Below are 21,459 nucleotides of genomic sequence, written 5' to 3'. Positions count from 1 at the left end.
TTTCCTATAAAAAATATATTATAGTAAAATTATAACAAATATAAATAATCTGTAAAATCATAATTTATAAATAATTTAATAACTACTTATCTTTTAAAGTTCAATATTCCTTTTTATTCTTTCATTCTTAAATAGGGTCTTGCGGGACGTGTTCTTTCCCTTTGCTGAACAGGATAATTTTTCTTAAAAAAGGAAGATTATACTTGCGATTTAATGAAGAATTACGTAAAACAATGGGAATACGAATGCGAAACGCTAGAGAAGAAAAAGGATTAACACAGGAACAAGTAGCGGAAATTAGTGATTCTGATGACAAACACATCGGAAAAGTAGAAAGAGGAGAGAAAACACCTTTAATATCAACCATGTATGGATTTTGGAAAGCAACTGATATAGATATGAACCAGCTCTTTCATGAATTACAAGAACTCGAGAACCAATTAGAGAAACAACAATCACTAGAAGAAGAGGATTTAGAATAACTTCATCTACTTTTAATGGTATTTCTTCTATGACTATGGCTATTTACCCTGCATATAGACCTGATGTTTCTTCTATTATTCTCGAGCAACGAAAATCAATAGAGCATAAGAAAACCCCTCTTCAACTCATTAAAGAAGGTTGTTTATATCATTATTCCACTTATGAAGGCAGAAAAGCTGCCACTTATTATCATACTGGTTTCAAACAAAAAGTACCTATTGTCATCAGCGTCGCCCAACAAATTATTGCTTTCCCCACCCGTGCTACTACGAATAATGAGTGTAGCTGGATCTTCTATCATCATGTTCAATCCATTCAACCGCAAACTACTCATGACCAAAGAAAATCGATTATCACATTCCGTAATGGAATCCAACTCCCTATTAGCATACCTGCCTCGTTTTTAAAACAGCAAATGACAAGGAGTTTAGCTTGTTACTACAGTTTACACAAATAATAATTTAGTCAGAAATTTCTTATTATTTATTGCGCAATTTCATATAAAGAGAGACAATAGTACTAGAAAAGAGGAGTGAGAAGATGAAAAATGAAAATAATATCGCCATTCCAGCAGAACTATTACAGGATAGAAAAGTAGAGATTACCTTTTTCTCAGAGATAAAAAAGAATCTAGGAATCCTTGGTTTATCTGAACAGACCGATGCTTATATATTACACCTGTATCGCTTGTTCTATAACGATTCAAAAGGTAAGTTTGAGCCAATTCAGCAATTAGAGGCATTTCAATTTCAAACAGAGTCACAGATGTATCAATTTATCGATAATCTACCAAATATCAGTGCCTTAGATATGATACTCCTCATGAATCCGAGTGCACCACCTAGGGAGCCGTTTTCGTTTTTGATGTAACTTTATAGTTAAATAGATAAATCTCATACTTCTCAAATAAAATTGTAAAGCCGGTAATATTTTACTACGTGTAAAATTCACCGGCTTTTGCTTTGAAAGTCTCGTCTCTGGATAAAATAGTTTTAAGAGTTATTCTTCAAAAATCAATATTAAGTCTTTTGGTAACAAATAATTCTTCATTTGTCGTTCCAACATCGTATTTAAACATCAAATCTGTTAATTGCTGACCCTCAATCCGTGTCAGGTTAATCATTAGTGTCCTTAATGGAGGAGACCTTTTCTTGCAAGTTATTATCCTTACTTTTGTACTCTTTGGGAGAATGCCTGAACCTTAGAATTACTATCCTCTGCCTTTCAATGATAACTAGAACTTTCGTTTTTGATAAGGCATACCTACTTCTTCTTCGCAATACTGTTTAAGGCTATACAGAAAAATAGCCCAATTATAATTACAAATGCGATAACATGTGGTAACATCCTTCCAATTCATCTGCCGAAATGTGATTGATGTCTTCCCATTATTTTCCTCGATATCAAAAGAAATAGTCGTACCTATCCATTCTGCATCTCCAGAATCAACACATTGCCACACAATTTTTTTATCGGTAACAAGCTCATCAATTCTCATCTTTGTTAAGTCATTTTCACCAAATCGGAACTCATTTATAAAACCTATATGATTATTAACTTTTAATTCACTTGTCCATATTTCCGAAAGGCCTTTCTCAGTAGTCAATGTTTCGTACACTAGCTCCGCTGGAACATTCACACTTTGTAGATGCTCAATATTCGCCATATCTCATTCTCCTTCATTTGAAGAATTTCAAATCCACTTTTATTTTACCTCATTACAGATAATTTGGTCTTATCGATTGCTATTTTTCGGATAACCTCCCTGTAGCTATTGCCTTCCTTTTTCACATTAAGTCAGTGTCAGTATTTTACAAATATCCTCACTCATCCCAAATGATCGAACTTTATTTAAAATGATCAATCTTTATTTAAAAGCCAGTCTTCGGCAACCGGGAGCGATAAATGAATAAGAAAGCCTTTTTTATAGGTAATGATGTAAGAATTTATAGGAAATTGTGTCTGATACTGGTTTAAAAATGATGTTGGAGAAGTAAAGAAGTAAAAAGATGTGTATAAGCATTGATTTCGTGCTATAATTAACATAGAAAGATTAAAAGTGCATAATATAATAAAGACCGCCCATGCTGATACATGGAACGGTCACAATAGACTGAACCCCGACAAGAGGGGTAGGTAGCTTAGGAAAATAATCCCTCACATACCGGCTAAAGTGCATGAGGGATTATTTTTTATGGTTATTATCAGAAACGATGAACGCTATTAACATCCCGAAGGATATCATGAGCGTTAGCGCACTAACAATGTCCATAGGCAAACACCTCCCTCCCTGGAAGTCTAATTAAGACTAACGGCAGATCGACAGTGCTACCAAACCCCTCATGCGAAGCCAATCTATTATTTTTTATTGTATCATAGTTTAATATAAAGTTAAGCTTTTACTAAATAGCACATCTTAAACAATCGGGGGCCGCTCGACAAGTTCTGTTATAAACGCTTTGGAGCATGAAATACAGGGAATTATCTAGCGGACAATCCTAACTTTACAACCGAGGATAGGAATGACGGAACCATGTATCTCGAAACCATCCTGTGAATACTCCTGCATGCGTCATGGAGAATGTTCAATTAAATGGAGTATCTTCCTAAATTATTAGAAATATCTCCCACTTGAAAACTCCCCAAAAACCTAGTAAACTATTCAAGTGTTCATTAAAATCTAATAGCACACTGTATAACCTCAAGAATATGGCTTGGGGGTCTCTACCAGGAACCATAAAATCCTGATTACAGAAAATGAGTCGATCATTTTTTGTAATCAGGATTTTTTTGTTTTCTAGTAGAAATTATTATTTTTATCAGAAAGGACGATAAACAGAATATGAATATAAAAGTATTTATATTAGCATTATCCACGGTTGCCGTTGGACTGGTGGAACTGATTGTTGGAGGAATACTCCCTACGATTGCAGAGGATTTAAATACCTCTATTAGTTCTGCCGGACAACTTATTACCGTGTTCGCACTTATTTATGCCATCTCCGGTCCAGTATTACTTGTTCTTACGAGCAAATTCGAACGTAAAAAAGTATATCTAATCTCCTTAAGTGTCTTCTTCGTCAGTAATATCATGACGTATTTCAGCCCTGATTTTACATTTATGATGATTGCAAGGGTCATAAGTGCAATGAGTACGGCTCTGATTGTTGTACTATCGTTAACGATTGCTGCGAAGATTGTTGCACCGGAACACCGAGCAAAGGCGCTTGGCCTTATCTATATGGGAATTAGTTCATCGCTTGTTATGGGTGTGCCACTTGGAATTCTCATTTCCGATAACTTCGGTTGGCGCGTGATTTTCCTTGGCATCGCGATTTTATCTGTGATTTCTTTTGTGCTTATTTCCATCTTTTTGGAGAAAATCCCAGGAGGGAAGACAGTCCCGCTTAAACAACAGTTAAAAGCGGTAGCTAGCTTAAAAATTGGCAGTGCCCATCTAGCAACCGTATTTATGCTGGCGGGACACTATACGCTATATGCGTACTTTACACCATTTTTAGAAACAGAACTCAATATGAATGCGTATTGGGTAAGTATTTGTTATCTATTATTTGGAATTGCAGCCGTAAGCGGAGGAGCATTCGGAGGATTCTTATCAGATTCGATCGGACCGAAGAAAAGTATCCTATTCGTCATCACGACGTTTGCTGCGATGTTATTCTTATTGCCATTCACGACCTTCTCTCTTGTTCTATTCATCCCAGTGATGATGGTTTGGGGAGCACTAAGCTGGAGCCTATCTCCACCACAACAAAGCTATTTAATTGATACCGATCCAGAAACATCCGACATTCAGCAAAGCTTCAACAACTCGGCATTGCAAATCGGTATTTCAATCGGATCAGCAACTGGCGGACTCGTATTAAACCAGACAGGAACCGTTACTAATGCGGCTTACTTCGGTTGCGCGCTAGTAATTGTATCGTTGTTGTTTGCTGTCTTTTCTTTAACTCGGAAGAAAAAGGGTGAAGATGAGGCGGTTGTGGTTATAAGTAATTGATATAAAGTGGTCTATACATTTTTGTACATCGTAAACATAACCGTCCGATACAAATTCTCCTTAAAGTTAGAGAGAGTTATTTCTATCTTTAAGGAGAATAACATTGTTTATGAGTTTTATAAAAACGATATCGTATCCTTGATTAACTTTCCATTATATGTTCTTTACTAATAGATTTTTTTGTATCTTAAAATCGTTAAAAATTCAAACCATTTGATAAATAAATTAATTTAATTATTTCTTCAACCTTTTCTTTAATATCAAGTTGATTATAATGTAGAACACTCCACTCTTCACACATTTTAATAGCTATTATATTTTTATCTTTAGCTATACTGCTAGCCAGTTTAGTGTATTCTTGATCATTTAACAAAGTACCATCTTCTCTTCTATACAAACTAGCAACAAATTCATCAAAGGAATCAAATTCCCCAAAAGAATCAGTCGGTTCAACATCCATAATAATATTTTCCCTTTTCTTTTTTCCTTTATCATCTTCTACCATAATATACCTTTTAACAAAATCCTTACTCGATAAAATCGAAAGTAGAAGTTCCTGAGGGATATAGTTTTCTATCTCTCTTCCTTGTGTAACCCATAGTTTTAAACTATGATGGTTCTGTGTTGGATTTCTTTCTCTTAGTTCATTTACTTGGTCAATTCTGTCACCAATATTTTTAACTCGTGTTTTTAATTCATCATTTTCTTGGGTTTTATCTGAATCACATATTATTACTGCATTCCTACCTAAATGAATCATATCTATACGCTCAGCAGGGTTAAAAATATCATAATTTGATAAGTTCGAACCCCCATATATTACAAAACTATAATGCTTACCTTCCCTTAATTTATGTGGTCCTGAACATAAATCCTGTATCCATTTTTTCAAATATACTCTATCACTTGGTCCTTCAACCCATATAATCATATTACTTTGTAACAACTGGGAGGCTCTAATGCCTAAATCATCCAGAAGAGAATGCTTCTGAATTACAGTATTACACGATGATATAACGGAAGGTGAACTGTTCTTTCGATGGACTTGATGTAGACTCCAATCGTCATCTATTTGATCTATTAATATAGAAGAATGAGTAGATATAAAAAATGTATGATTAGGGAACTTTACCTTTATAATATCTAATAATTTTACTAACCCATCAGGATGTAAATTGCTTTCTGGTTCTTCCATAAAGATATTTAAGTCTCTATCTTTATTAATATATAAATAAGAGAGAATCATAAAAAACTGTGAAACTCCAGTACCGAGTTGTTCTAAATAAGCACAAATTTTTTTTGAACCTCTCTCAATAAAAAACCTTACTTCATCCTTAGTGACATCAAGTTCTAACTCATTTTCTCCCAAAATATCTATTAAACACTCTTCAATTAGTTCTCTGTATTGTCTAAACTCGGTCGCTCTATCTTTATCATTATGCAAATTAATGATATTATTTATGATATTGCTACCATCGAAATCTGATTCTTTCATAGCAGAAGCTTCTCGACTATAGTGTCTTATTGGATCAATAAAAACCATACTACTTAAAGTTTTATACCATAATTTAAGTGTGTCAGATAAGTATGGCATACTAGAACGAATATCAATATATTGATCATCTGTTGAACTGTATATCTTTGGTTTATCAGTATAACTCTCAAGTAATGGTATTTGATCGTTATACATGACTGATAAAGAAGCTTTACTGCTCTTGACTTTATGTTGAGATTTTAGATGTATGTTTTCCCTTTCTTGAGTTAAGAGAGGTTTTTCAGAGAACCAAGTGTCTTCTTGGTCTATACTAAAAAACAAATCACATACTATATCTTCATTATTGTCAGCCCAAGTATCTCTTTTTGGAATATTGTAATCCAAGTTATTTATTAAATCATAATTTGTATAATCGACCATATCACTTGTAACATTAGAAAGAACCTTTTCTTTTAAATAAAACAAATATTTGAAAAGGTTGGATTTACCTGAATTATTTGGACCAATAAATAGATTTATTCTTTTTAGATTAACAATCTTTATGCCTTGTTCTGCATCAAAAGAACGCCATCCCTTTAAGTAAATATCACTTAGTTTCATATCCATTGACCTTTCTTCTTTGTATCCAACCTTTAATTATTTCACTAGTATCATACCCTTTAGGAATACCTCCACTCCATGCTTTATGAAACTGTACATCATTACTTCTTGGCCATGGAGACGGCTGGTCAAATAATACTTTACCTGGTAATAATACTGCATCACCTGTTACTAACGCTTCTCTATCTCTTAAGCTAGGGAAAATGTTAGATTGACTCCCTATAGTATCAGGTAATATTCTTTTCACTTTATTTTGATCTATATCACTTGTTAAGCGTAAAACTATAAATGTACCGCATTGAGACAATACAGTAGGAGAAACATTAGAAGGCCTTTGTGTTACCACTACTAAACTCAATCCATATTTCCTTCCTTCTTTTGCAACCTTTTCTATTCTCTGTAAACATAAAGTATAATCTGATGAAGATTCTTCTGGTATATAAGAATGTGCTTCTTCTAAAACTAATGCTAGAGGGAGATTCTCCGGGTCCATATCCCAATATCTAAAGTCAAAACAAAGTCTACTTAAAATTCCTACACATACCGACCTTACTTCAGCAGGGAGACCGCTTAAATCTAACAATGTTATATAGGTTGGATTCGTTTCCATTAATCCTAGCATTTTATCAAAATATGCAGCTAGACTTATCTCTATATCGATATCTCTTCTCAAGAAAGAATATCGGGTATCTTCATTTATACTATTTATCTTCAACAATAATTTATTCCATGGATCCTTTTTACTTTGTGTTGTCTCTGCTTCTTCTCTCTTTTTCACTTTTAAAATTAAATCATTTATATTAAAGAAAACTGGACTATCTACAGAGATTTTTCCCTTCTCTTCTTCAGGGACCTGTGCTCTTTTTAAATCTTCGATAAAAGTCTTTATAACCATTTTTTGTGTCGATCCTGCACTTGGATAATATATAGATATAAATTCCTCCAAATCAAAAAACCAATATGGTAATGAAAAATCTTCCCACTTAATTGAGTTGACTTTTTCTATCCATGGTTCTCCTTCAAATGCATGTGTATATTCATTATGTATATCAAAAACTAAAACCCGGGGATAAGGGTAATCTCTCAAAATTGACTGTAAAATAGTTGAAACTGTACTACTTTTACCACTACCTGTAGTCCCAAGAATTGCTGTATGACGTCCAAGCATTTTATCTAGGTCAATATATACATCACCAGCTCCACTTATAGAACGTTTACCAACTTTAAAAAATTTTTTATTATGGCTATCTATGCCCATAATTCTATTAACTTGTTCTCCGTTAAGTAAATAAACATCACATGCAATAGTAGGTAATTGTTCTACCCCCCTAGAAAATTCCCCATACACATCTATACTCCCAACTACAGAAAGTTCTACTAGTTTTATTTCTTCGTTTGCTTTATTTTCATCAATTGTTACCCTGTTTATTGAACAAATTGTATCACCATGCATTCCTCCACAATTCACAAAAGCCCCCACTTCCACATTTAAGTCAGGATTTGAAGTTTGTAGTATTTCAGCTTTTGCAAGTATGCTACTTCCATCTACACTTCGAACTTTTCCAAAGGCTTGTTTAGGTATTCTAAAAACCATTCTTAACCTCCTCCTTTTATTTAAGTATGACTTTTTACCTCCTAATCTTGTTTCTACTTATATCATCGTCATTTAAATCTACACATTAAAGTTTTTTTAATTAAGTACTTCCACCAACACTTCCATAAACCGCTCCTGCTCTTCTACAAACGGAGAATGCGCCGAATGCTCAAATGTATACATCTGTTTCGATGGAGCTTCAATCCTTTCGTAAAATCGCTTCGCTTCCTTATAGGAGGTTTGATAATCATACACGCCATGCACAATATATACAGGAACGTCAAAAGAAGGTGCCATTTCTGCCGCATCTGCATTAGCCAATGTTTCGCCTAACGCATTGTAACTCGCGAACATTCCCTTTAGTATATTCAGACGATCATTCCACGAATACTGCTTGCAAGCAATGATGTCTTTCACCCCTTGCCAGCTGGAATATCCCTCTCGTTTTGTGCCGCCGCCATATTTATTAAGATATCTTCCTAGTAATTTGCGATACTCCTGACTCTTATAGTACTCTTTATTGAATTTGACCGAACGAATATGTTTTTCTGCTTTTTCATCGGTTCGTTCAATCGCTGTCTCCAGTAAGAAATCATACGTATCCCTATTCGATTCATAATGTCTTCCCAGCTGTCCGATACCAATATACGCTTTGAATTGTTCCGGTCGTCGACTTGCCATGATACTGGCAACCAATGACCCCCAAGAGTGTCCGCACAAGTAAATTTTGTCTTGATTAAATTTCCGTTTTAAATGATTTACTATTACTAGACCATCAGCTACGATTCTCTCTAATGTGATCTCCCCTTGGGTAGACGCATTATACGACATGCCCGTACCTCTTTGTTCCCAGTAACACACGGTAAAATGATTCGCCCACGCTAGCCCTTCTTGTTTCACATTTGCATATTGCGGAAATCCAGGACCACCATGCACAAACAATAGAACCGGATTATTAAAATCCGTAGACTCGATAAACATCCCGCTCTTATGCCCGGCTGTATCTATATACTCTTTCGTTACATGGACGTTTTTATCTGTTGTATTCAACTAATCTCCCCCTAGATTGATTAGATTCTTATACACTCTTATTTGTATTTCTATATTCCTATTATCTTCGCAATCAAAACTAACAAACTATTGCTACATTTGATGTAAATTTTATCGTTTCCTATCAAACTAACTAGTCTGATGCTTTTCGCCCCAATCACATAACTGCTCCAACGCAGGTAATAAAGATTCCGCTTTTTCTGTAAGACTGTATTCTACCTTTGGTGGAACTTGTGGGTACTCTTTTCTTATGATCATTCCGTCTGCTTCCAATTCTTTCAACTGGGCGCTTAATACCTTGAATGTAATCGTACCTATTCTTCTTTTTATTTCATTGAAACGAGCGGGTTTTCCTTCTGCCAGCAAGTAAAGGATTAGCATTTTCCACTTGCCGCCAATTACCGATAATGTGTAGCCAAAAGGCGTTTCTTTTACATCTCCCCGTCCTTCATAATCCGCCATGCTCATGTGTGATCACTATCCTTTCTGATAGTACCTATCCTTAAAGTGCGTACTGTTTATTCGATTGTATTCATTTTATACTTAGCTTAATCTCAAGTAAAGGAGAGAATCACCATGATTAAAACGTACAACCACGATTTATGGGATCACGGAATATCTCAAGGATACAGTGTAAATGGCACCATCTACATTTCTGGGCAATTTTCACATGATAGCAACGGGGAATTTATTGGAGCTGGAAATATTGAAGAACAAACGAAGCAAACGCTTGAAAATCTCGATCGTGTCTTAGCAGAATTTGGGGTCACTAAGTCCAATCTCGCTTATGTAGAAATCTATTTAACCAATGCAGAAGAACATGGCGCGCAAGTCATTCCTATGTTCAAAGAATATATGGGGAATCATCGCCCAGCAGGAAGTCTCCTCGGTGTCACCTTCTTGGCGTCTGCAGAGCAACTAGTTGAAATAAGTGCTGTGGCACATACGGACTGAATCTCCAAACAAAAGTATCCTGCAGACTGTATATAATGTCTACAGGATACTTTTTATTTATTTTCATTTTCGAAAGAGGGATAACAATCGTTGGAATCTATCCATCCACATCAAGTGCCAACAAGTTTCTAAGGCTATCATCAATAAATCTATTATCCGCATGATTAATACCTCGCCCAGCAAAATGTCCCCAAATTGACTGAATGGGGCGAAGGGCTGCATGGGGCATCCGTTCTGCTTCATAACGATTATCCTCTACCGTACAAAAGAGATCCGTGCTCCCCGGCATAATGTAGGCATGGGCTTTAATGCCTTGAAGTGCCTGATCGAAATCGCCGTTATAGGTTGGGTCTGAGCTAATATCTGCATGTTGTCCTGTCCACAACATAGCGAGGACGTCATGCGGGTTCATTTTCATAAAGCTAGCTTCCCAGACGCCAGCGACAAAATCTACTAATGAGTTATAACCCATATCACGATAAAGTTCTTCTCGATAAAATGACTGTGATACGCCCCATCCTGCATACACATAGCCAACCGCCCGCATATCCGCCGAAGTTAGCTGGTCCAGTTTATTTGCATCGAGTCCTTTGGTGGCTAAGAGTGTCGCTTTCATCCCGTCCAGCACTACAAATGTATGAGGCCAGGTCTTGGCACTGCCTGCAAACGGAGCAATTCGTTCTACCATATTTGGATAGCTCGCTCCCCATTGAAATGATTGAATGCCGCCCATGGACCATCCGACGACGAGCGCGACTTTTTGAATACCAAATTTCTCGGTCAACAATCGATGCTGAAATGTCACATTTTCATAGATAGTAATCTGTGGAAAGTTGGCTTTGTCAAACGGGGATGGCGTATTACTCGGAGACGACGACAAACCGTTTCCAAGTAAATTAGGAACTATAATAAAATATTTTTCTGGATCTAATGCCATACCCTTTCCAATTAACCATTCATTCTGAACATGTTGATCACCAAAAGCGGTTGGATAGACGATCACATTGTCCTTTTTTTCATTTAAGCTTCCATACGTTTTATAAGCTAGAATTGCATTCGGCAATGTCACTCCTGATAACAATCTGACGTCACCCAATTTAAAAATTTCATAATCCATTGAATTGTCATCCCCTTCAAAATTAAGCATCATTTACTTCTTGTATTTAGTATATTCCTGTGCTACGCTCAAAAAAAGTGAATAAAAATCAAAGCAACTTTCAAAATTATTGAAAGCTAAAGGAGAAGAGTGCGATGGAATTGAGGCAATTGAACACGTTTCAGATGGTTGCATCCACGTTAAATTTCAGTCGAGCAGCGGAAGCATTGAATTATGTTCCTTCCAACGTCACGATGCAGATAAAAGCATTGGAGGAGGATCTTGGTGTACGGCTTTTTGATCGCTTGGGAAAACAGCTCGTTCTCACACCTGCTGGTAAACGATTTCTCATTCATGTCCAAGATGTGCTAAACAAGTTAGAAGAAGCACGTAGCGATGTTCTCGATACGGAAAATCTAACGGGTACGTTAACCATCAGCGCCAATGAAGTTCTCTGCGCCTACCGACTTCCCGACGTATTTCAATTATTTCGATCGCGTAATCCAGACGTACGCCTTATCTTTCGCTCTGTTCCAAATCAACAACTCAAGCAATCCCTTTACGATGGAGATGCGGATATCGTCTTTATATTAGATGAATCCACACGTTCAACTGGACTGAAAATCGAACCATTGCTGGAGGAAAATTTCCGTCTTTTTGCAGCTCCAGATCATCCACTCACGAAACAAACTAAGCTGAATTTGGAAGATTTTCATGGAGAAGTGTTTTTGACGAACGAAAAAGGCTGTACCTACCGAACCATGTTTGATCGAGGATTTGAACAAGAGGGTATTGATAGTATTACATATTTAGAGTTTCAAAACGCTGAAGCTATTAAGCAGTGCGCCATTTCAGGCATCGGTATTGCATTTCTACCTGAAATAACAACAAGAGCGGAAGTAGAACGAGGCGAACTCGTAGCTCTTCCATGGAACATCCCTGACTTACACGTGTACACACAGATGTTATGGCATAAAAATAAGTGGGTTTCTCCAATGATGGCCTCTTTTATAGAAATTGTAAGGGAAGTAATCAAGAAAGAAGATGAATAAAACTTTATTTAGGCGGTAACGGTTATAGAATATATGGCAGTACAACATGAACAACCACTTTTACATTCGGTGGTTGTTTTTTCCGAATAGCTAAGTAAATAGAACGTTCATAGCATCTCCAAATAATGATTGGTTCCTTCCTCTAGACTTTCCACCAATTCATCATATACATCCGTTGTATCTTCTGACCGATCACCATTTACAAAGAGAGAGTCACGTAATCCTGCCGTCAGCTCTAGCTGTACACCTTCTCCTAATTGTGTATCATTGACAATATTATCTTCACTCATCCCTGATATGTGACTAGGTGCATCTTCAACGGCGAAACCACGGTGCTGAAGGGCATCACGTATTGCGTCCCTATACGCTTCATTTCTACCGCCTAAGAATATCATCGATTCTTCCCCTTGGTATCCATGAATAGATAAGGCACTTACAGATTCTTGAACCATATTTCGTCCGATCGGTTCATCAAAAAGTGTGGATTCGATATGCAAAATCATGTTGCCTTTTGGCTTTATTCCTTCAAAGAGATAATAAGAAAGATCCATCCTGTCTGCCAATCCTTTTGCTACCTCTGAAGTTCCCGGTTCAATCCCTCCACCATGGATGGCTATTACAGTAATGTCGCTATCCCGCTGCGAATAATTGATTTCATAGTCTTCATGTAGTTCTTCATGTTCCTTCAATTCCTCATAGGAAGAATACCTCGAACTCAAATAAGATGTTCCTCCGTACAGAAATAAAAATAAGATGGCAGGTACGAAAACGATATACATAAATCTCTTATATTTTTTCATCGTAATCTCCTTGTTAATTACTAATTTTTTCCATTATAACAAATAAATTAATAATGTTAAGAAAAATGGTACCTGTCACATTGGGAGTTCAAAGGTATCAAGTGCCACCAACCACGCCTAGACGGAATGAAACTCTACTTTAATTTTTTACTAATTTTTCAATTTCTCCATCCATATAACGTAGTGTCAATCCTTTCTTCCCTCATAATATGATTTAAGAATATCTTCTAAATAAGGTTCTGCTTCATCAAGTAAGTCTTTTTCACCTTTATTCCATCTTTCCCGATGCTTATCTACTTGGAGAAAAGCATTCGTAACCTCTGATTTTCCTTTAGTCACTTTTTCAACCATATCAATCCACTCTTCAGCTAATTCAAATGCAAGACTAGAGTCTACAGGTACACCAGCACCTTTATATGAAACCGCCTTTATGGATAATTTTCGAAAAGTATTATAAAAACTGAAAACAAGTTGTTGAGAATCAAATACATCATTAAATATGGTTAACTGATCCTCTGAAAAAGGGTAGTTACTCCAAATGGAAATATCCACTTTATTTATACCCATCATAATTTTAGATAATAAATCCCAAGGAGGGGAATATCCCATTTCAATCAATCGTTTTGAAGTGGTTACTGCATCTATTTTCCCTTGAGTCTCTTCTAACTGTGAATATAAATAAATTTCTTGTTTAGATAATACATCTAGTAATGATTCTTCTTGGTCATTATAATTGATTTCTTCTTTTATCTGTTTAAGAGAAAATCCTAAATTACGGTAAAAAGTAATTTGTTCTAAAATACGTAATTCCTTAACAGTATAAAAACGTCGATTGTTTTCATCCCGACCTGCAGGTTTTAATACCCCTTCATTATCATAGTATTGAATAGTTCGCCTTGTTAACCCTGATATGTTTGAAATATCATTTACGTAATAGCGTTCCTTTTTCACAACTTTAGCTCCTTTATTTATTCATATTTATATCTACTTCATGTAAAAAATCTACTATGTTTTTAGCTAACTTTTCTGGGTATTCACCATTAATTGCATGAGAGGCATTTGAGAACATTACCATATGACTTAATGGATGTTGCAAGTTTTCTAATCCTACATCCATCGATTCTTGTGAATGATGCATCGTTGAGTCTTCAGCTAAAATACCCAGTACAGGCATTTTTAATTCCTTCAATTGTTCTTCTGTTATTTTCTCCGGTAAAGGAAGTTTACTTTTATAAGTTCGCATACTTGTTTCTATAAGCTTACTTATTGGTTCACTTCCATCTGTTTCTGCTCCACCTGCGATATAACTTAACATTTTTTCTCGGATTGATTGTGGAACTGCTGGAATGGAAGCCGGAATAGAGGCTAAGATCATCTTTAAAGGGATGGGTCCAAAAACGTATACTGGATCAATTAATGATAAAGATGCAATTTTTGTAGACTCATATAATGTGACATTTACTGCATTCCAACCACCAAATGATAATCCTGCAAGATGAATCGTTTCTTCAGGCAAATGTTCAATAACGTTGTTTAACCAAACAGCTTGATCATTAGCAGTTACTATACTTTTTGTTTGAACACTTAATCCTGGTTCTCCTAAAAGATCGATTGTGTATATGGTCCTATCTTCCATGAGATCTTTCAAATTTGGTTCCCACATGGGAGTAGGTGCTGATTTCCCTGGTAACAGTAATAATGGAATTTTTGATTCTGTACCTTCTTCTGAAAATTTATAAACCTTCACCTTTCCAAATTCAGTTTCTACCCAAAATTCTTTCGTCGGGTTGGGCAAATCTTTCATGGCAGTATCGTATGCTTGAGCAAACTCTCTTTCCCCTTCATCAGTTATAAAACCTCCCAACTTATCATCATCTCGAAATAATAATCCAATTATCGTTAGCACAACAAAAGATATTCCAACAATTATGATTAGTGATTTTATCCACTTCCTTTTCATAAACTCAACTCCATCATATATTTTCCTCCTATCATAATCTATTACGTAACGTTATATGCAAGTAGTGGAGAAATCTATTTTCTGCCCTAAAGGAAAAATAATGGGGGAAGTAAAAAACAAAATAATACTTTTTAGTTTAGTAATGAAATATCTTATAACACTCTAAAGTCAGCAAAATTCTTTAAAACGTTAATTACACAAATTCAGCACCTTTCAAATAACTGAAAGGTGCTGTTTAACGTTGCGTTGAAACAATTTCTAAGGTTAACTAACAAATCTGTATTTTGCTACTCACTTTTCTGCCTTTGAAATAAAATCGACGCTGCTATAAACGAAACAATAAGCAACCCACCAAACCAAGCAATCGTCAACCAGTGATTATTATCAATTGGAGTAGCGATTAAAAGGCCACGCAATGTTTCAATCAGTGGCGTCATTGGTTGATGTTCGGCAAAGGCATGGAGCCAAGCGGGCATCGTCTCTGTGGGCACAAAGGCACTACTAAGATAGGGTAAAAATAACATTGGAAATGCGAAGGAATTAGCTACTTCAACATTCTTGGTCATCAATCCAAAGACAACAAATAACCAGTTAATCGAAACCATATAAAGCGTTAAAACACCAATCACACCAAGCCAGTCTAGCCATCCGGCCTCGGGACGAAAACCAATTAACATAGCAACACCAAAAACAACTGCGGTGGCAATAACATTCCGGAGATACCCCCCGATCACATGACCAACCAATAAAGAGGAGGGGTGTAAAGGCATGCTTCGGAATCGTTCAAATAATCCTCCACTCATATCTTTTGTCACACTAACAGTGATTAGTGAACTCCCAAATCCAGCACAAGTGATAATGACACCTGGAACAACATAGTTCACATAGTCCGTACCTGTTTGAATAGCTCCACCAAATATATAAACAAATAAAAGCATAATCGCAACGGGTAGAGCTATTGCCATTAACAACGATTCCCCTTCTCGGAAAATATGTTTTAAACTGCGCTTTGACATCGTCCACCCATCTCGTATCGCCCATATCCATTTTGCCTCACTCATGTACTAACAACTCCGCTCTTATTTTGATTTGTCATTGTCATAAAAACATCCTCCAATGTTGGTTGACGAATATGAATCGTATCCGGTTCTATTCCATTTTCAAATAATGTATTTAAAAGTTCGCGCAACTCGTGAGATGAACGCATCGGTACGGATATAAGTAGTTCTTCCTGATTCATTTGACCAGAAATATATTTCTCAGCATGATAAAGAGTATCGAGATCCAAAAACGTTAATTCTATTTTTTCTTCTCCAATCACACTCTTTAATTCTTCAGCAGTTCCTTCTTTGACGATTTTTCCATTATCAATAATAGCGACTTTATCGGCAAGCTGATCCGCTTCTTCCAAATATTGTGTCGTTAAAAAGATGGTCACACCTTGGTGTGCCAGAGATTTTATAAAGCTCCACATATTGTTACGACTACGAGGATCTAAACCGGTTGTTGGCTCATCTAAAAAAATTACTTCAGGCGATGCAAGTAAACCAATCGCAATATCTAATCGACGACGCATCCCACCAGAATACGTCTTTACTTTCCTTTTCGATGCATCCTGTAAATCAAAATAGTCAAGAAGCTCTGCTGTTCGTTTTTGTACGAGTTTTTTATCTAGATGATTCAGCCTTCCCATCATCAGTAGGTTTTCCTCCCCCGTTAACAAATCATCCACAGCCACGTATTGTCCCGTTAGACTAATCAATTTTTTAACAGAATTTGCATCACGTTTTGTATCATAACCAGCTATTGTCGCTGTACCTCCATCCCCATGAATTAATGTTGATAAGATCCGAACGGTTGTCGTTTTTCCAGCCCCGTTTTCACCAAGTAACGCAAATATTGACCCACGTTGTACATCAAAACTCAAATCATCTAGCACCATTTGTTTACCGTACATTTTCTTTAAATTTCGAACCGAAATAACATTATCTTTCATCACTTAACCTCCTTATGATTGATTTATTCAGTCAATATAAACGTTAAAAAAATAAAACAAGTAATTAATTATATTGATTGACTTTATCAGTCAATATAATAACCACTATCTACCTCTTTGTCAATAACCTGCTCGTCCGTTTTTTCCTTTTGCTCCATAGGAGGTCTCGTAAAGTTTCCAACTCCGTGGTCGCGATCAGGATCAAATCATTCGTCCCTACTTCCAAATAAATTAAAAAATCCTGAAGCTCAGGATTTTCGTTTCTTTCATATAAGTTTTTTATCGTAAAGTAATCATTCGAGATAAGAGAGTCACCTTTTGTTCAATATTATCGTTCCACCAGTCCGGATCGTCCGCCATAATGCCGGAAATAACACTTAAAAAAAGCTCGACTAATTCCTCTGTATTGCCTTCAATAATTTCTCCTACTTGTTGCCCCTCTTTAAAAATCGGGATAAAAAATTCTATATAAACTTCTCCCACATTTGTATATAGTTCATGGATATGACTTGGAACACCTTTACTATTTTCTAGATGTTGAATGACACGAAACACCTGATTACTACCCGATGTTAGAGCAAATTTGGTAAACGTATGTATTTTTTCTATAGGAGAAAGACTATTATCATCTTTAAGTTTCTCTAGGAAATCTTGTGTCTCTCCTAAAGCAACAGCCCACTCAAGGCTTTCGTACAATACATCTTCCTTCGATTGAAAATAATGATAAACAAGCCCGTGACTAATACCGGCCTCTTTGGCAATCATACTAATCTTCGTCAGCTTGACCCCGTTCTCGGCAAACACCTTTATCGCAGCTTTCATAATTTGTATTTTACGTTCTTCACGAATCGTCTCTAACTTGGTATCACTAAAACGAGGCATTATCTCCAATCTCCTTCACCATAATCATTTTCAATGACTATCATAACAGATATTGCTGCGTATAAGAAAGTTTGATTTACGTTATTAAAATGGTCTCCAATGTATTTAAGCAAGCCCTCAACGTTTTATTTAATTCGACGTTAATTGCCTCTCCAATTTATCATCAATCTCATTAATATATTCCGTATACTCCTCGACCTTTTCTCTAAGCACCCGTTTATGTTCCAGTAAAATATTCTCTAGGCTCTCATCATTAAAGTGATTCACATCGATATTCTGTTTGATTTTACTAATCGGTACATTCAGCCTTCGCAAACAGGCAATCAGCTTAATTAATTCGATATTTTGCTCGTTATATACGCGATTATTTTGTTCATCTCGTTCGATATTTTTTATCAGACCATGTTTTTCATAATATCTTAGTTTACTTTGGATATATTAACTTCCTGTGATACAAATTCAATATCATATTGCTTCATAAGCATTTCACTTCCTTTAAACCATAGTTTAAGCGTTACAATGCAAATATACAAAAGTTAAGGAGGTTTATATAATGAAAAAAGTACTCATTGCAGTGACGAGTGTCGCAAAATATCCAAATCTTGAACGCCCTACCGGATTATGGCTAGGAGAAGCTGTACATTTTGCTGATGAAATGTACAACAAAGGATACGAAATTGACTACGTCAGCCCTGAAGGCGGCTATACTCCAATTGATCCAGAAAGCTTAAAACCTGATTTCATGAGTGAGTTAGATTGGAAATATTATCAGGATAAATCCTTTATGAACAAATTAGGCAATACCTTTAAACCATCCGAAATTAATGCTGCGGATTACGAAGTGATTTATTATGCAGGTGGTCACGGTGTTATTTGGGACTTCAAAGACAATCAAGAGCTTCAAACCATCTCAAGTGAAATTTACAATTCCAATGGTATCGTATCCTCTGTATGTCATGGCGCTATTGGCTTACTAAATATTCCTGGTAGCGATAACCAATACTTGATTGACGGTAAAAATGTCACTGGGTTTACCAATAGTGAAGAGGAAGCAGTAGGTTTAGCTGACCATGTACCTTATCTAACGGAAGATGCGTTGAAAGAACGAGGCGCCAATTTCAAAGGAGAAACGGACTGGTCTTCATTTGCCGTCGTGGACGATCGCTTAGTAACCGGACAAAACCCGCAATCTGTTAAAGCTGTAGCCGAGCAGGTATTACGTATTTTAAACGATAAATAAATGTACAGGAAAAAACATGAGTGGTAGTTGATATCACTCATGTTTTTTATATTTTACGATTTAATTATTCCACACATCTTCCGCAATCTTGATGATGTGTTTGATTTTATTCCATTGTTGCTCTTCTGTAATAATGTTGCCTTCTTCCGTACTGGAGAATCCACACTGCGGACTTAAAGATAAGTTTTCTAACGGAATCGACTTGCTCGCTTCGGCGATTTTTGCTTTAATCTTATCCGGATCTTCTAATTCTGGGAATTTAGAAGTGACTAACCCTAAAACAACCGTTTGTTCCCGCTGCGTAAAGCTCTTCAACGGCTCAAAATCACCCGAACGATTATCATCGTACTCTAAGAAAAGTCCATCTACATGTAAATTCGCAAATATCGCATCGGAAATTTGATCATACCCGCCGCTAGTAATATAAGTGGATTTAAAGTTTCCACGGCAAATATGCATGGTAATTATCATATCCACTGGTTTTTCCGAAATCACATCATTGATACAACGTACTCTTTCATCGATAATATCCTGCAATTCCTGCCCAGTTTTTTCAACAACTGCCTGAATACGCTCTTCCGAAACAAAATCAATCCACGACGTATCATCTAACTGCAAGTAGCGACATCCTGCATCATAGAAAGCTTGGATTGCTTGCTTATATGCTTCTACCGTGTCCGCATATAATCGCTCGGTGTTTCCATTGTAATACTCATCACCTTGCATTCTCGTGAATAACATATTCGGACTAGGGATAGAAAATTTGGCAACTTGACTGCCATCCCCATATTTATCTACCGCTTCTTTCAAAAATGTAAAATGCTCGACCATCGGATGCTGACCAAACGCGACTTTGCCCGCTACTTTAATCGCATTATTCTTGGTTTGGGCACCTTTAAAGTTACTAATATATTCCGTTTCAAAAAGTTCCACACCATCTAACCCAGCTAAGAAATCTAAATGCCACCATGCACGTCTGAACTCGCCATCGGTGATGGAATGAAGTCCTACGTCAATTTGCTTTTTAACGAGTTTTTCAATTTCTTGATCTTCTATCGCTTTTAAAGCATCTTTTTCCAGTTTTCCGTCCAAATAGGCTTGTCTTGCCTCTTTAATCGGTTCCGTTCGTAAAAAACTACCTACATGATCCGCTTTAAATGGAGCTTTTACCAGTGTTTGAGTCATCGCGTATCCCTCTCCCGTATGTTTGATTAGGAGGTAGTGTATCATAGAAACACACATATAATGTAACACTCAAAAACTATCGTCCGCTATAGCTTTAAACTATACCTAAGACTGATCTTCCGCAATAGTTTCTTTTAAATGCTGAATATACGTGTTGGCCAATTGTCCAATCGGTACATTCTTATGCGTAATATAGCCGACATTAATGCGTTCATCCAGCATCAACGGAATCGCGACAATATCATTATTCAATTCATGACTAATAACCCCTGTCGAAATCGTATAACCATTCAACCCGATAAGTAAATTAAACAACGTCGCACGATCGCTTACCTTAATATTTTTCGGCCTAGTGAGCGTACTCAAAATCTCTTCCGAAAAATAAAACGAATTATAATCACCCTGTTCAAACGACAAATAAGGATAGGGAACTAAATCTTCTAATGTCACATATTCTTGCTCAACAAGCGGATTTCTATTGCTCACAAACACATGTGGTTTTGCCTCAAACAACTTATGAAATAGTAAATTTCCTTCTCTTAAAAACTTATAAATCACCTTCTCATTAAACTCATTCACATATAAAATACCAATTTCACTACGCAGCTTTTGTACATCATCAATGATTTCATATGTCTTCGTTTCCCGTAACATGAATTCATATTCCTCTGGATCATAGTCTTCCAGCAGTCGTACAAACGCGCTCACCGCAAATGAATAATGCTGCGCGGATACAGAGAAATGCTGCTTAGGCAATTGTTTGTTAGCATAACGATTCTCCAACAACTCCGCCTGCTCCACAACTTGCCTGGCATACCGTAAAAACTCGGAGCCTTCTTGTGTAATCGCAATTCCCTTATTCGTTCGTGAAAAAATGGTTATCCCGACTTCCTTCTCCAGCTCCTTTAGCGCGTTCGAAAGACTCGGCTGACTAATAAACAAATTCTGTGCTGCCTTACTAATGGAACGACTTCTTGCCACTTCAATTACATATCTCAATTGCAGTAGTGTCATATTGGACCTTCCTTTGGGATTGTTGTTTTGGGTGCTA

22 protein-coding genes and 1 riboswitch are annotated in these 21,459 nt (G+C 36.4%); of the genes, 7 read left to right on the top strand and 15 right to left on the bottom strand.

What is annotated here, in order from left to right; all coding sequences use genetic code 11:
* The first annotated feature begins 203 nt into the window (after positions 1 to 203).
* The 3 genes from ABC346_RS04845 (at position 204) to ABC346_RS04835 (ending at position 1,353) form a co-directional block, all read left to right on the top strand.
* Positions 204 to 482: a helix-turn-helix domain-containing protein gene (locus tag ABC346_RS04845; protein ID WP_413233790.1), complete on the top strand. Its 279-nt coding sequence runs from the start codon at positions 204 to 206 to the stop codon at positions 480 to 482.
* Positions 483 to 511: 29 nt separating this feature from the next.
* Positions 512 to 940 carry a competence protein ComK gene (locus ABC346_RS04840; RefSeq protein WP_413233789.1) on the top strand — a complete coding sequence of 143 codons (429 nt, stop codon included), beginning with the start codon at positions 512 to 514 and terminating at the stop codon, positions 938 to 940.
* An 83-nt stretch (positions 941 to 1,023) separates the two neighbouring features.
* Positions 1,024 to 1,353, top strand: a complete 330-nt coding sequence (locus tag ABC346_RS04835) for a hypothetical protein (protein WP_413233788.1) — start codon at positions 1,024 to 1,026, stop codon at positions 1,351 to 1,353.
* A gap of 364 nt (positions 1,354 to 1,717) precedes the next feature.
* Here the strand turns inward: ABC346_RS04835 and ABC346_RS04830 are convergent, their stop codons facing one another.
* The gene (locus ABC346_RS04830) at positions 1,718 to 2,149 is read right to left on the bottom strand and encodes an SRPBCC family protein (RefSeq protein ID WP_413233787.1); all 432 of its coding nucleotides are present in this window, start codon (positions 2,147 to 2,149) and stop codon (positions 1,718 to 1,720) included.
* 1,005 nt (positions 2,150 to 3,154) lie between these two features.
* Positions 3,155 to 3,254: riboswitch (purine riboswitch) on the top strand.
* A 71-nt stretch (positions 3,255 to 3,325) separates the two neighbouring features.
* Here ABC346_RS04830 and ABC346_RS04825 point away from each other — a divergent pair.
* Positions 3,326 to 4,504, top strand: coding sequence for an MFS transporter (locus tag ABC346_RS04825; RefSeq protein ID WP_413233786.1), 1,179 nt, complete (start codon positions 3,326 to 3,328; stop codon positions 4,502 to 4,504).
* A 196-nt stretch (positions 4,505 to 4,700) separates the two neighbouring features.
* Here ABC346_RS04825 and ABC346_RS04820 read toward each other — a convergent pair whose 3' ends face one another.
* The 4 genes from ABC346_RS04820 to ABC346_RS04805 form a co-directional block, all read right to left on the bottom strand.
* A complete protein-coding gene (locus ABC346_RS04820; protein ID WP_413233785.1) occupies positions 4,701 to 6,605 on the bottom strand; it encodes an AAA family ATPase in 1,905 nt (634 codons plus the stop codon).
* The gene (locus ABC346_RS04815; protein WP_413233784.1) at positions 6,586 to 8,193 is read right to left on the bottom strand and encodes an ATP-binding protein; all 1,608 of its coding nucleotides are present in this window, start codon (positions 8,191 to 8,193) and stop codon (positions 6,586 to 6,588) included. The genes ABC346_RS04820 and ABC346_RS04815 overlap by 20 nt, the downstream gene beginning before the upstream one ends.
* A 96-nt stretch (positions 8,194 to 8,289) precedes the next feature.
* Positions 8,290 to 9,243, bottom strand: a complete 954-nt coding sequence (locus tag ABC346_RS04810) for an alpha/beta fold hydrolase (RefSeq protein WP_413233783.1) — start codon at positions 9,241 to 9,243, stop codon at positions 8,290 to 8,292.
* 129 nt (positions 9,244 to 9,372) lie between these two features.
* A complete protein-coding gene (locus ABC346_RS04805) occupies positions 9,373 to 9,711 on the bottom strand; it encodes a winged helix-turn-helix transcriptional regulator (protein WP_413233782.1) in 339 nt (112 codons plus the stop codon).
* Between the two features lie 102 nt (positions 9,712 to 9,813).
* Between ABC346_RS04805 and ABC346_RS04800 the strand changes: the two genes are divergently transcribed.
* Positions 9,814 to 10,197 (top strand): RidA family protein, encoded by a 384-nt coding sequence (locus ABC346_RS04800; RefSeq protein ID WP_413236510.1) that lies wholly within the window; start codon positions 9,814 to 9,816, stop codon positions 10,195 to 10,197.
* 97 nt (positions 10,198 to 10,294) lie between these two features.
* Here the strand turns inward: ABC346_RS04800 and ABC346_RS04795 are convergent, their stop codons facing one another.
* On the bottom strand, positions 10,295 to 11,314 hold the full coding sequence (locus tag ABC346_RS04795; protein WP_413233781.1) for an alpha/beta fold hydrolase: 1,020 nt from the start codon (positions 11,312 to 11,314) through the stop codon (positions 10,295 to 10,297).
* 134 nt (positions 11,315 to 11,448) lie between these two features.
* Here ABC346_RS04795 and ABC346_RS04790 point away from each other — a divergent pair, with 134 nt between their 5' ends.
* Positions 11,449 to 12,345, top strand: a complete 897-nt coding sequence (locus tag ABC346_RS04790) for a LysR family transcriptional regulator (protein WP_413233780.1) — start codon at positions 11,449 to 11,451, stop codon at positions 12,343 to 12,345.
* Positions 12,346 to 12,452: 107 nt separating this feature from the next.
* On the opposite strand, the gene ABC346_RS04785 is transcribed toward ABC346_RS04790, so the two are convergent.
* The 7 genes from ABC346_RS04785 to ABC346_RS04755 all read right to left on the bottom strand — a co-directional run bounded on the left by ABC346_RS04785 (position 12,453) and on the right by ABC346_RS04755 (position 18,370).
* Positions 12,453 to 13,145 (bottom strand): poly-gamma-glutamate hydrolase family protein, encoded by a 693-nt coding sequence (locus ABC346_RS04785; RefSeq protein WP_413233779.1) that lies wholly within the window; start codon positions 13,143 to 13,145, stop codon positions 12,453 to 12,455.
* Positions 13,146 to 13,331: 186 nt separating this feature from the next.
* Positions 13,332 to 14,096 (bottom strand): MerR family transcriptional regulator, encoded by a 765-nt coding sequence (locus tag ABC346_RS04780; RefSeq protein ID WP_413233778.1) that lies wholly within the window; start codon positions 14,094 to 14,096, stop codon positions 13,332 to 13,334.
* 13 nt (positions 14,097 to 14,109) lie between these two features.
* Entirely contained in the window at positions 14,110 to 15,105 is a 996-nt protein-coding gene (locus ABC346_RS04775; RefSeq protein ID WP_413233777.1) for an alpha/beta fold hydrolase, read from the bottom strand.
* Between the two features lie 287 nt (positions 15,106 to 15,392).
* Positions 15,393 to 16,166, bottom strand: coding sequence for an ABC transporter permease (locus ABC346_RS04770; RefSeq protein WP_413233776.1), 774 nt, complete (start codon positions 16,164 to 16,166; stop codon positions 15,393 to 15,395).
* Entirely contained in the window at positions 16,163 to 17,101 is a 939-nt protein-coding gene (locus ABC346_RS04765; protein WP_413233775.1) for an ATP-binding cassette domain-containing protein, read from the bottom strand. The genes ABC346_RS04770 and ABC346_RS04765 overlap by 4 nt, the downstream gene beginning before the upstream one ends.
* 279 nt (positions 17,102 to 17,380) lie before the next feature.
* Positions 17,381 to 17,983 (bottom strand): TetR/AcrR family transcriptional regulator, encoded by a 603-nt coding sequence (locus ABC346_RS04760; RefSeq protein WP_017798610.1) that lies wholly within the window; start codon positions 17,981 to 17,983, stop codon positions 17,381 to 17,383.
* 129 nt (positions 17,984 to 18,112) lie between these two features.
* Entirely contained in the window at positions 18,113 to 18,370 is a 258-nt protein-coding gene (locus ABC346_RS04755) for a MerR family transcriptional regulator (protein WP_413236509.1), read from the bottom strand.
* Positions 18,371 to 18,536: 166 nt separating this feature from the next.
* Here ABC346_RS04755 and ABC346_RS04750 point away from each other — a divergent pair, with 166 nt between their 5' ends.
* Positions 18,537 to 19,223 (top strand): type 1 glutamine amidotransferase domain-containing protein, encoded by a 687-nt coding sequence (locus ABC346_RS04750; protein WP_413233774.1) that lies wholly within the window; start codon positions 18,537 to 18,539, stop codon positions 19,221 to 19,223.
* 60 nt (positions 19,224 to 19,283) lie between these two features.
* On the opposite strand, the gene ABC346_RS04745 is transcribed toward ABC346_RS04750, so the two are convergent.
* Positions 19,284 to 20,408 (bottom strand): 5-methyltetrahydropteroyltriglutamate--homocysteine S-methyltransferase, encoded by a 1,125-nt coding sequence (locus tag ABC346_RS04745; RefSeq protein ID WP_413233773.1) that lies wholly within the window; start codon positions 20,406 to 20,408, stop codon positions 19,284 to 19,286.
* A gap of 105 nt (positions 20,409 to 20,513) precedes the next feature.
* On the bottom strand, positions 20,514 to 21,422 hold the full coding sequence (locus tag ABC346_RS04740) for a LysR family transcriptional regulator (protein ID WP_413233772.1): 909 nt from the start codon (positions 21,420 to 21,422) through the stop codon (positions 20,514 to 20,516).
* Between the last annotated feature and the right edge of the window lie 37 nt (positions 21,423 to 21,459).

It is taken from the genome of Oceanobacillus phoenicis, assembly GCF_047238145.1.
Lineage (GTDB): Bacteria > Bacillota > Bacilli > Bacillales > Amphibacillaceae > Oceanobacillus.
The sequence above is the reverse complement of the archived record's forward strand: the minus strand, read 5'-3'. Positions and strand labels throughout refer to the sequence as shown.